Origin of the sequence: Ruegeria arenilitoris (assembly GCF_013031355.1) — a bacterium.
Lineage (GTDB): Bacteria > Pseudomonadota > Alphaproteobacteria > Rhodobacterales > Rhodobacteraceae > Ruegeria > Ruegeria arenilitoris_C.
In genome coordinates this window covers 165,295-176,679 of the sequence record NZ_WPZO01000005.1, presented here as the reverse complement: position 1 = coordinate 176,679, position 11,385 = coordinate 165,295, and the positions used below count along the sequence as shown (strand labels likewise).

Sequence of the window (11,385 nt, the reverse complement as noted above, 5' to 3'; positions counted from 1 at the left end):
CCTGCACTTCGACAAAACCCCATCGCCATCACAGGCAGGGTATTCGCAAGCTATAGGCGATTGGCTTTTAAGTTTTACCCGTTAACAGTTTCGTAACCATTATTGCTCAAATGCAACATTTTTAATGCAAATATTGTCTAACATTGAGATTTCGTCCGTGCCGCCGCACGCAGTTGCAGCGTGACCTCTTCGGTTGGTCAGACACTTAAAGCAACTCCAAAAAGGACTTTCCGCGTTCGAAAGCCCACCAGCTGGCGACCGCACCGCATCCAATCGCAACCGAGACCCTCAACGACATTTCCGGGGTCGGGCCGAGCCTTGCGAACAAGGACAAGAGCGGCCAGGTCACCAGGACAATTGCAAGTTGCCCAACTTCAACGCCGACATTGAAGGCCAGAAGGCTCTGCCAAATATTGGGCGACGTCACCTGCAGAATTTCATGCAAAACGAAACTGAAACCGAGGCCGTGAAGAAGGCCCATCAGGACAGTTATGACAAAAACCTTTTTACCGGAACTGGCCTCGGCACTGTCTGCCAGCACCGCCAGAAAAGCCGCATAGATGATGGACAGCGCAATGCCCGTTTCCACGAACGGGACAAACCACGCGCCGGATGGAACGTAGCCAAAGAACCCAAGCGACAGCGTGACGCTGTGGCCGACCGTAAAGCCGGTGACCCGCCAAATGAGGGAATGCAATCCGCGTGCGCCGATGACGAGGCAAATAACGAATAGCACGTGATCAATGCCCTCCAGAATGTGGCGCACGCCCTCCCAGACGAAGGTTGTGATCCCTGCTAATCTGGATCGGGAAACCGCGACGGGTTCCTTCATCAACCCACGCGTCCGGAAAACCAGAGGGTCACCGGACCCGTAGTCCAGAATGAGGTTCGCGGTCATTTCCTGATCCGGCAGACCGGGGTCCAGCAGGCTTGTGAGGGTATAGGCGTCGGGCGCGTATCCGAGCGGGTAGTACACGACCACATCCACAACGACATCGCCGACATAAGCGGGCGGGCTAACCTGCAGGGTTGAGCCTTGGGTTACGGACTGTTGGGCTTCTTTCAAGGTTGCAAACCCGGGTTCTTCACCCACCCGATGGACCGAAACAGATTCAACGACACCGGGGAAGCGCGTGTCCTGAGCTGTTAAAACAGTTCCGGTTTCAACGATTTGCCCAAGCCCTAGCGGGTCAGTGACAAACTCAGAAAGGTCAATAAAGTGAACGACCTGACCGTCCTCAATGGCGTTTGTGGTAAAGGGTGCCGCTGACGGAAGGCCGTCTTCACCTGGTGCGCCGGTCTTGTCCGCAACAAGATAGGGCATCGGCACGCGCAGAAAGATGCGGAGCCCGTCGCTTGTGTGTTCAATATGAAAGACGCGCACGTTTAGGTTCAAAAGGAAATGCGCCTGACCTGCAACCGCAGAGACGACAAGAAACGCAGTTGCACAAACCAACAGGATTTTTCGCATACGATCAGACATCGGGTGAACGTGCCTCCAGCACTGTGATGGCGGAGAGAAGCCAGTTTCCCCGGTCAGGTCGGAACTCTACCCGGGCGCGATAGTCCACGCGGCGGCGGTGATCATGCCCCCAATGTCCGGCCCGCGCGTCGACACGCCACTGTACGACACCTTCGAACCGTCCTTTGCCGGTCATTTCTCCTTGGACGATGACAACATCCGAGACATCTGTGATCTGCGCCCGGCCGCCACCGGGCACCCGGATCGTCAGGCTGGTTTCCAGCTCAGCGGCCACATCGGTCAGCGAGGCATCAAAGACGATTGGTTCGAGTGCTTTTTTCCGCTCTTCGGGGAACACTTCAAGCGCAGCTACATATGTGTTGGTCAGAAGCCGGGATAGTGCACCCGTCGCAATCTGGGTGTCGGATTGGCCGGAGATCGGGATCAGGACAGGAGTTGTGTGTTTCCCTGAAAAAGCGATCCCCGCAAAAAGTGACATCATCGAGAGCGCCGCTATGCCAATCGCTAATTTCCTGGAGGACAGCAACGCGATCACGCCTGCGGCAGCGGACAGGACAACAACCAACACCGCCCACACCGGCATGACAAAGATCCCCGCCGCCTGAACCGGCGCAACTTTGGGATCGTCATATCGCTTCAGATGGTTGGTCCATGTAACAACAGGTTCGTCCGGCGATGCCCAGGCAAAAAACGGGCCGGCAATATCGGTCAGAGTCACCGGGACTGTCTGGATCGCGTTATCAAACATATCCCAGTTGATTGACGCTGTGGCTGGCAACTCGGATATCGGATAGGTCAGTATCACACCGACAAATGTCGTATCGGTCACAAGAGTTGGGGCGCCTTCAACGACCTGAAACCCTCGTTCTCCTAACGTCAAAAAGGTTCCACGGGCTGCAGCAGGTACGATAGCCTCACCAGAGATACTCATTGGATTGCGGTCTTTGAGTTCATCCAGAGCAGCGGCCAAAATCTGTGACTGATGCGCGGGATCCAGCTTGGTGCCCGTCGTCAACTCCTGGTCGATCCACGGCGCAAGATCCCGAACCCGGATGAGGATTTCATGCCGAAGTTCACGCGGTGCCACGTACAGGAATGACGAAGTGCCGTCTTGTGCCGAGCGGTTGAGATTGGGGTTTGTGAAAGCTGAAAACCACGGATCGGTCCAATCAATCGTCAGTTGCATATCTGTTTTCAGAAAACTGAACCGCGAAACCGGGACCGAACGGTCGAATACCATAAACCCAATTGAGGCTGCGGGCGCTCCATCCTCGGCATAGGGCGGGCTCAGGATCAGAGTTTCAGGTCGCGCGCCCTCGAAACTGTAGAAAACCTCAAGATACACAACGTCCGGATTTTCAGGCGGACCCGGGATCGGCCTTCCGGTGAGGGGGTCGGTCATTCCGGCAAAAGGCGAGGCCCGGTCGATTCTTTGCCGACGTTCCACGGTCAGCAGATCAAACGGCAGCGGTTTCCCGTCAGCCCGCACAATTCGAAAGCTATCCAAACCCTCGCCGGATGACTGATGAAATTTGGCCGGGGTCGTAAGCGATGCAGACGCAAGCCTTGATTGAAATGCGCGTTCGAATTCAGCCAAGTCCTCGGGGTAGATTTCCAGCTCAAGGCGAACGCCCTCGTCCTCTATCCGGAACACCGCAATATTCCTGGCGACTTCCGCCCCGCTGTAGGGGATCACGTCACCCCTTGTGGCGGTCGCAAAGACGGAAACCGCCAATACTACCAGCAGGCATCTGATCTGTATCGATACTCTCGTCATAGGCCGTAGAAACGCTGTCACGTCCTCCCTTCAGTTATCTCGGATACACAAGCGTCGCGGACAGCCTAGCCCCCCACCCGTCGGGGCCGGAATCCGGAGACGCCAGGTAGTAGCGCGCGCCAGCTTGCAAAGACACGCGCTGCTCCCCAAACCTGACCAGCTTTGAAATCATGAGGTTCACCGGGGCGGTCCACTCGTCTGTGGTCCAGTCATAGGTGGATTCGGAATTCACCGTGTATGTCCAGGCCTCTTTGGTGGTGTGCGCCAAGAATGGCTGAAGATACGTCGAATTGATGTTGTCGCTTTCGACGGACCAGATGTGGTTACCCAAACCGCCGATGGTCCAGGGCCCCTCCTGAACCAGGACGACACCAGTGATACCTCCACCCCATTCGCCGACGCCCAGATCACGGTCACTGGATGTCGGCAAATAGAAGATGGGTCCGACCCCCCACGTAAATGACGATTTGGTCGGGCTGAACCAAAGGCTTACTGTAGTATCTCCGAACCCCTGGTTGCTTCCGGACGTGCCCGAGACATCGTTCTGCCATTTGTAGGGAATGATCGTCCGGGTAATCAGGTTCAGGTTGGCGTTCAGCGAAAAGGGTATGACGGGCTGTATGTTCAGCGTTGTCTGATCGCCATCGGCGCTGCCATAGCCGGTGTCATAATTGAACTGGAACGGAACAGAGATCAGCGACGCCAGCGGGTTCGACAATTGTTTGGCCAGTTCCGAGTCATCTGCCGCCGCTGCGGGACACGATGCCAGGGCGGTAAGCGCAACCGATACTGGCACGCCCAATCGGGCCGGTTTGGACATCAGGGATTTGGCAAGGGCTGTCATCAATCCGTTCTTTCCTTGGAACACTTTCCCTCATGCAATCGGACAGAGGTGTATCGACCTGTAACAACAGGGTTCAAAGGCGCGCCCGGTGGGGGCGCGCCTTCCAAAAGCGGTCTACTTGTCATCCGGCATCTTCGGCGGGGTGTACCCTTTCCATTTCCCGGCCAGAACTTTGTCGGACGGTTCCTTTTCCTTGGATCGCGGCGCGTCGATGTATGCCTGGGACACGGAAGGGGGCAGTGCGTATTCGTCAACGGACGCCTCGCGCACGACGATCTTGTCCTTGGTCACATTGATGACCGTCAGGTCTCGGGCCAGTGTCAGCTCGCCATCATAGGTCGAACGGATGCCTTCCAGGATCGCCTGGTAATTTTCCGGCGACAGTACCGAGTGGTATCCCATGGCGTGGCGCGGTTTGACCTCGGCCATGACCTTGCCAAATGCCGCCGGTTCGGTGTGGACGCGCGTTGCAACATAAGTCGCTTGCCCTAAGCTCCAACCGAAATAGGGGGCCAGTGCCTTAGGCGGCAGGAATGCTTCATGAGTGGCGAGATCGGCACCCTTGGCATACTTCACATACCATTTGTTCGGATACGTATCGCCACCGAAAACATATTTCAGCCCGTTCCATTCCAGAGAGTAACTCACCGATCCATCCAGACTGTGAATCGCGGGCCACGACCGGATCGTCACGCCGTTTTCGTCGTAGACGACCACGTTTTCCTGCATGTAATCGAATTCGGTCACCTCGATCTTGGCACCGTCGTCCGGCAATGCACCAGTGCGCCCGTCCAGATCCCAAGCGTATGCGGCTTTGCTACTTTCAACGAACGCCTTTATGCCCATTTCAGGGGTTGAACCGCTGGGGCCGTAAATCCGCAAAGGAGTGTATCGGCCCGACAGCCAACTACCGATGTGCAACCCCATGAAGTCGCCAACATGGTCGACATGCAGGTGGCTGATGAATACCTTGTCGATTTTCGAAAAGTCCGGCCTGAGCGAGAACAGGTTGCCCATCGATCCCATACCGATGTCGAAAAGGAACGCATCTCCATTGCCAAGCTCGACCAGGAAAGAAATGGACACCGCAGCCTTGGTCTGGTTCGGCATACCGGTTCCCAGTGCGGTGATCCGCATTTCATCAGTGCCCAGGATTTCCGTGTTCGGGAAATAGCTGGCCGGGTATTCTTCGTCACTGATCTGCGTCGCGGTTCGCCCGGCCGGCAGGTTTTCGGCGTGAACCGCCGCAGCGCCGAGAGACATGGCCATCGCGGTACAGGCCAAGGCCGCGTACCGACATCTTCTACCTATGTTTAAAAACATATTCTCCTCCATCGTTTATGCTGTTCACAAGTGGGGCGGTAATGTCGGTTCTCTGGGCTCCGGCCGCTTGTCCGAAACACCGGTTCGCTCCTGTCTCAGTTGCAAACGAGGCCGGGCCCGCAATTGCAAAGATTGTTAGAGTTATCGGGAGTGTCGGCGGCACAATGGCGTACCTCGCGACGGTCGTGTCGGCGATGCACTCCAGCCACCGAACCCGGCGACATTGGCCGACCGAAATGGTCGATGAACAACGTGCCCGGGCCTGTGACCTGCGGAATTTCACCCTTGATCACCTTGACGCCGGAATAGGTCATCGTTCCCTGATCATTCAGCGGACGCTGCGAAAGCTCCACGACCACGTCGACGGGCTGCTCGCCTTCTGAAACGATGGTCAGCACAGCGTTGGGCGGATCTGCGGCAAAGCTTTCATCACCTTCGGACACCATGTCCAGAAAGCCCTGTATGCTTTGCACACCCGCATACCGAACCGGCCGGTCACAGAAGAATGTGACGATCGGACTGACATCTTCCATGGTTATCGTGCCATCGGTCATCGACACTGAACCGGCATTGTGCACGAACAAGGCCTTGCAGTCCTGGGTGTCGCTGTCCTGCGCATGAACGGTGGATATGAGGCCGAACACAAATGGAACGGCAAAAAGCAGCGTCTTGCAGGGGCGTTTCATCATTCCCGTCTCCTTTCGTGCCGGAATTCAGGTCGCGGTATCGGGCGACCGTCATGTTGCATCATTGGCGCCCTTGCGCCTTGGGTCGGGCCGTGGACTGATCGACGTATTCCATCAATTCGATCCTCAAATCCTCGCAGATCTGCCGAAACTCAGCCGCTCGGGCTTGCCCGCGTTCTCCCTGAGCTTGAAAGCTGCGGAATGCGGTCACCGCCTCGCCGAAATCACGGCAAATGGCCTGAAATTTTGGATCGCTCCGCGACAGAGACAAGATGGTGAATTCATCGCAGGGCGATTGTTTCACCAGTTCCGAACATCCGGCGGCAAGATAGTTTTCCACTTGCTCCCCTCCCGGCAAAGCCCGTTGGCCGTCAGTGAGAAGTTGGTTCCAGCGGCCTGTCCGCTTGGACGTCCGTGGAGACATCAGACTAACATCCGAGGCCCCGGGATTGGGGTACCGAACATGTTCGGAACGTGTATCGAACGTTAATAATTCTTTTGTTTGAATGTTATGCTGGACGTGACCCGAGTGAGCCGGGTACTGTTTGATTAGTTTGGATGGAACGAAAACAACCGACAGACACTTCGATGGAAAGTCAGTTATCCGAGCGGAAGTCAGTGCCGCCTCTGGAACAGGCGGCCATAGACGAACAGCTCGACCGTATGTTTGAGAGTTCTCAGTTTGGTGCGAATGACCGCCGACGTGCGTTCCTCAAATACATCGTCGACGAAACACTGGCCGGGCGCGCTGACCGCCTGAAAGGGTATTCGATTGGTGTTTCTGTCCTGGGCCGGTCCGAGGATTTCGACGCAACTTCGGATCCCGTCGTGCGGTTGGAAGCGCGCCGGTTGCGGCGGGAACTGGAACATTATTACCTGACGGATGGCAGCAATGACCCCTTGGTGATCACCATTCCTAAAGGGTCATATGTTCCGTCTTTCGAATTTCGCGACATATCTTCTGGGCCTTCGATGGATTCGGGGCGGACAGGCAGGTCCGGCAGATCGGGTTGGCGGGCTCCGAACTGGCTCCTGCTGGTTTTATTGATGCTATTGTTGGCCGTGACGGGGGTGATGCTGATCCAAAATGTCGGAACCGAAAACCCGCCAACGGATCAGGCCACCGCGGACACCGACTTGTGGGGAGACTTACCTGTCGTTGCCGTGATGCCGTTCAACCCTTTGGGAAACAGCGCGGTTTCATCCGTAGCAGCCCGAGGCATCGCCGAGGATATCACAACCGATCTGGCGCGTGTTCAGGGTTTGCGCGTGATCTCATACGCATCCACAGCCGAACTGTCCGATGGGGGTGTCGATCTGATCGACGAAGGGCGCAAACTGGGTGCGACCCATATCTTGCGGGGTAGTCTGCAGACGATGACAGATGGCTATCGGCTCAACATCGGTCTTGTCGATGTGGACAGCCGGGGCGAGATTTGGGCCAAGCGGTTCGATTACATGACGGCGGATCGGTTCGATACGCAGACCGAGATTTCCCGAGAGATCAGCGCCACCTTCTCGATCGAGCTGTTCCCGGAACTGACCTCGCGGATCGAGGATGCACGCTGGACCCGCCGTGACGCCAGAATCCTGTACCAGCAGGCGTTGGACATTATTCACCCCCCAAGCGACCCGGCGCGGTTTGACGCGGCGCACGCCTTGCTGCAGCGGGTGGTGAGCCTGGAACCGGACGCCCCTCACGGTCATGCGGGATTGGGGTTTGCGGAATCGCATCGAGCTTGGTTCGGCTTGGCTCCGAACACAGAAGAAACCCGCGCGGTAATCAGGCAACACGCTGAAATCGCGTTGGAAAAAGACCCCGCCAACGTTCGCGCCCTTCTGACGCTGGGCAACCTAGGAATGTTGATGGGTCAGCCGCTTCAGGCGGTTGAATATGGCCAACGCGCCATTGAACACGAGCCGAGCTCCAGTCTGGCTCATGGCTATCTGGGAATGTTCCTGTTGTACGCCGGCAAGCCGGAACAGGCGATCACGCCCCTCAAACGGTCGCTGAGCCTGGACCCCCTTAGCATCCGGCGGCCCTACAGGAATATAATGGGTGTTGCTCAGTTTCACGCGGGCCACTACCGGGACAGTCTGAATACGTTGCAGGAGAACCTGGACCTCGGCGGGCCGTTTGGGCCACATATGATGGTCTACCAGGCCGCTGGGAACGCTGCTCTTGGGCAGCTAGACGAGGAAGCGGCGATCCTTGAAAGCCTCTCGGAAATGATCGCCGAAGGCGAGACGTTCCCACTCCGACGCTGGCTGGAAAAGGTGATTTATGATCCGAAAATGATGCAGCCGTTGCTGGACGAATACGAAAAGGCCAAATCTCTGGCCGAGGCGCGATAATGGCCTGTGGCTCGTCATCGGCGCGTTGATTGCATCAACTCCAGCGTCTTACGCTCGTGCAGCATTGAGCCGGGAACCTCATCCAACAGGTAGGTGAAAGGCAATCCGGAGAATGCCCGTCCCCTGCACAAAGATAGCCAAAACAAGCCGCGTGCCAAAATCGAATATTCGTATCTGTCCACTGTTTTAGTGTGGCCGCTCTTGATACGGCGGAAAGTTGAACGACCGCAACCTACCCAACGGCAAACGCTTACCTTTACGCTTTTTCCAACTTTTGCATCGACCAGCGAACAACCCCGCCTACCCAGATAAATCCAAGCAAGCCGCCAAGGTAGATATTCATCGTTCCGCCCGGTGCAATGAACCCGGAATGCCCGAAAACAGTGACCGTTTCGATGGCCTGTTCGACACCAAACACGATGCTGAGCCAGGTCAACCAGGGCGGAATAATTCTGTGCTCACCAAATCCCAACACGGCAATTGCACCGGCCATGGCGGTCGTAGAGGCGTTCACGACCGGCCCCCAGAAGGCAGCGATGGCAAAAATCGCCTGCGCCGCCCCCTCTGACAGGCCGCTCGGATTATAAGCCAGGCCAGCCCAAATCCACGCCTGAACTTGAGCTGTAAGAGCGAACCCGAAGACGCCCGCAAAAAACACATAGCGATTTGGCACGGGAAGAAGGGCTGATACCTGGCCGGCAAAAATCATCAGGCCCAGAGAGACAAAAGTTGAGGCCCAGGCATAGGTTCGTGCCTGACCTCCGTTTTCCGAGAACCAGGTAACTATTTTTGCCCCTGTGGATTCAATTGTCGGCACCGCGCTGCCAAGGGCAACAAAGCTGAACACGTAAAATGCACAGGTCAAAAGAATGTTTATGAGCAAAAAATTTCTGGCAGTCATGCGCATTGGTAGTCCTCTCATCTAGGAATTGGATGTTGGAAATTTATTGGTCGGCACATCGGATGCAGTAGGTCGAATATTGCCACCAGCCAAAAGGTTTGCTTCCCAATCGTCGGACGATGCGGGGGAAACATTGAATTCAACCAGATCGGCGCTGCTGTCATTGTAGAGCAGGAATTCCAGATCTTTCGCCTATGCTGGGGAATGAACGGCTAATGCCGCAATAACCAGTGCTGCGGAGAATAGAGTTTTCATCATGTTGATCCTATTGTTTGATCCGTGAATTGGTTGTGGACCACCTTTGCTCGAGGGGGGTTACCCCACCCGGTATCACCCTGTCTGCGAAGAGAAGCGGGCCTCAGTTGAAGACAAGACTGCAGCGGCGCAACTCTTCCAAAGCGGACGTTGAAAGAAACCGTGCATTTCGACCGACACTCAACACCTAGTTACGGGCATTGCTGCCTTTACCTTGCTAAGACAGACTGGCAACCGCGCCGACAAATTCGATCCACCGTTCGCGATCCACAAACCCAAAGTGTCCTGCATCCGGCCACTCGTGCGCTGTGCAGTTGGGAAGCTCAGAGCAAAGGTAGCGAGGCATTTCCGGTGAGAAAATATCGTCCGCAGTACCATAGAATATCTCCACTGGTTGCTGGATGTCCGATGGCGAAAATCCCCAATCCCAAAGAGCCATCGTCATTTCAAAAGCTCCTTCTTCGTGTTGCAGATAACCAAGGCGAAAGTTCTCTTCGAACACGGCTTGCTGCTCAGGATTGCGGAGCATTGTTTTGGCTTCGTTGGGCATTTGGTCAACTAAAGACTCCACGTATGAAGGGATGTCTTTCAAAGCTTTTTTAGCGCCCGTACGCTCTAGCCAGCGGATTAAAAAGGTCAGATGGCGCAGTTTCGCTATGGTCTTCAGATCCTTCAATACCAGCATTTTGGCGACGCCGGGCTTATCGAAAGGAGCCACTGGAGACGCGAGCGCTACCTTGCGAACACGTTCGGGCATGTGAAATGCCACTGCCAAAGCATGGGGACCGCCTCCGGAATGGCCCGCAACGTTGAAGGTATCAAGGCCAAGATGGTCGGCCAGATCCTCCATATCAGCGCCCCAATCGACCATTTTCCGACCCTTCTTCGGACTCGACCCTCCAATACCGGGTTCGTCCGCTGCAATCCATCGCACTCCAAGCGAAGCGGTTAGACTGTCGTCGGGGTGACGAATTACGTGGGAGTCGCAAAACCCATGGCTAAAAATCACTGGTGTTCCATTTGGGTCACCGTAAGTGCTGAATGCGAGCGTTCTACCATCTCTGAGAGTTATTTGTTTGGTCAAGTTGCTCTCCTAAATCGAAACATTATTGGGTCGTGAGTTAATTTGAGTGCTGGCATATATCCGAAACGAAAGTACGAGCCGTTTTCCTTACTAGCCACCATAACTGTTAGTTCGCGTTACGAGTCACGGATGTCTGTTTGGCTCAATCCAGACTGAGCTGCCTGATTGGTGAGGAACAGATCAAATGCATGTGGAAAGCTCCAAATTCTCGGAGCTTTCGCCGTTACGTATGCGCCCATACCTAGTCGGTGAATGTATATTCGCCCAGATCACACAGGTTCAGTCCAAAATCTTCGGCTTCGGACCCGTCGGCAAAGATGCCACGGATATCATAGACGCAGGTTGTCAGCCCGTCTGCGATATCCACGCCAATTTCATATCCAGGGGCCAGATAGCCACCCGCCAAAAGGTTTGCTTCCCAATCGTCGGATGATGCGGGGGAGACATTGAACTCAACCAGGTCGGCGCTGCTGTCATTGTAGAGCAGGAATTCCAGATCTTCCGCCTGAGCTGGCGAATGAACGGCCAATGCCGCAATAACCAGTGCTGCGGAGAATAGAGTTTTCATCGTGTTGATCCTTCTGTTTGATCGGCAAATTGTTTGTGGGCCACCTTTGCCCGTAAGTGGGGAAGTGAGTGAGCGGTGCGGTGGCCCACGAAAGACGATACGAGGGGGT

At 55.6% G+C, this 11,385-nt stretch carries 10 protein-coding genes; 1 reads left to right on the top strand and 9 read right to left on the bottom strand.

Features of this window, described 5'->3' with window-relative positions:
* Window positions 1–205: 205 nt before the first annotated feature.
* From GOX63_RS13830 to GOX63_RS13805, 6 genes are all read right to left on the bottom strand, one after another.
* The gene (locus tag GOX63_RS13830; protein ID WP_170546050.1) at window positions 206–1,483 is read right to left on the bottom strand and encodes a HupE/UreJ family protein; all 1,278 of its coding nucleotides are present in this window, start codon (window positions 1,481–1,483) and stop codon (window positions 206–208) included.
* Window positions 1,476–3,137: a hypothetical protein gene (locus tag GOX63_RS13825; protein ID WP_170546047.1), complete on the bottom strand. Its 1,662-nt coding sequence runs from the start codon at window positions 3,135–3,137 to the stop codon at window positions 1,476–1,478. Before GOX63_RS13825 ends, GOX63_RS13830 begins: the two co-directional genes overlap by 8 nt.
* A gap of 157 nt (window positions 3,138–3,294) precedes the next feature.
* A complete protein-coding gene (locus GOX63_RS23810; RefSeq protein ID WP_254435957.1) occupies window positions 3,295–4,104 on the bottom strand; it encodes a transporter in 810 nt (269 codons plus the stop codon).
* 114 nt (window positions 4,105–4,218) lie between these two features.
* Entirely contained in the window at window positions 4,219–5,427 is a 1,209-nt protein-coding gene (gene gntH / locus GOX63_RS13815; protein WP_170546044.1) for a guanitoxin biosynthesis MBL fold metallo-hydrolase GntH, read from the bottom strand.
* Window positions 5,428–5,522: 95 nt separating this feature from the next.
* On the bottom strand, window positions 5,523–6,116 hold the full coding sequence (locus GOX63_RS13810; RefSeq protein ID WP_170326608.1) for a hypothetical protein: 594 nt from the start codon (window positions 6,114–6,116) through the stop codon (window positions 5,523–5,525).
* A gap of 58 nt (window positions 6,117–6,174) precedes the next feature.
* A complete protein-coding gene (locus GOX63_RS13805) occupies window positions 6,175–6,453 on the bottom strand; it encodes a hypothetical protein (protein WP_170326609.1) in 279 nt (92 codons plus the stop codon).
* Between the two features lie 248 nt (window positions 6,454–6,701).
* Between GOX63_RS13805 and GOX63_RS13800 the strand changes: the two genes are divergently transcribed.
* A complete protein-coding gene (locus GOX63_RS13800) occupies window positions 6,702–8,468 on the top strand; it encodes a hypothetical protein (RefSeq protein WP_170326610.1) in 1,767 nt (588 codons plus the stop codon).
* A 256-nt stretch (window positions 8,469–8,724) separates the two neighbouring features.
* Here GOX63_RS13800 and GOX63_RS13795 read toward each other — a convergent pair whose 3' ends face one another.
* The 3 genes from GOX63_RS13795 to GOX63_RS13785 form a co-directional block, all read right to left on the bottom strand.
* Window positions 8,725–9,375, bottom strand: a complete 651-nt coding sequence (locus GOX63_RS13795; RefSeq protein ID WP_170326611.1) for a hypothetical protein — start codon at window positions 9,373–9,375, stop codon at window positions 8,725–8,727.
* A 466-nt stretch (window positions 9,376–9,841) separates the two neighbouring features.
* Window positions 9,842–10,633 (bottom strand): alpha/beta fold hydrolase, encoded by a 792-nt coding sequence (locus GOX63_RS13790; RefSeq protein WP_367646723.1) that lies wholly within the window; start codon window positions 10,631–10,633, stop codon window positions 9,842–9,844.
* Window positions 10,634–10,949: 316 nt separating this feature from the next.
* Complete coding sequence (locus GOX63_RS13785; protein WP_170326613.1) at window positions 10,950–11,276, bottom strand: hypothetical protein; 327 nt, start codon at window positions 11,274–11,276, stop codon at window positions 10,950–10,952.
* Between the last annotated feature and the right edge of the window lie 109 nt (window positions 11,277–11,385).

What these genes read in the sequence shown, in the direction of transcription:
- GOX63_RS13830 (WP_170546050.1), bottom strand. Translation starts at nt 1,483, where the DNA reads ATGTCTGATCGTATGCGAAAAATCCTGTTGGTTTGTGCAACTGCGTTT.
- GOX63_RS13795 (WP_170326611.1), bottom strand. Translation starts at nt 9,375, where the DNA reads ATGCGCATGACTGCCAGAAATTTTTTGCTCATAAACATTCTTTTGACC.
- gntH (WP_170546044.1), bottom strand. Translation starts at nt 5,427, where the DNA reads ATGTTTTTAAACATAGGTAGAAGATGTCGGTACGCGGCCTTGGCCTGT.
- GOX63_RS13810 (WP_170326608.1), bottom strand. Translation starts at nt 6,116, where the DNA reads ATGATGAAACGCCCCTGCAAGACGCTGCTTTTTGCCGTTCCATTTGTG.
- GOX63_RS23810 (WP_254435957.1), bottom strand. Translation starts at nt 4,104, where the DNA reads ATGACAGCCCTTGCCAAATCCCTGATGTCCAAACCGGCCCGATTGGGC.
- GOX63_RS13800 (WP_170326610.1), top strand. Translation starts at nt 6,702, where the DNA reads ATGGAAAGTCAGTTATCCGAGCGGAAGTCAGTGCCGCCTCTGGAACAG.
- GOX63_RS13785 (WP_170326613.1), bottom strand. Translation starts at nt 11,276, where the DNA reads ATGAAAACTCTATTCTCCGCAGCACTGGTTATTGCGGCATTGGCCGTT.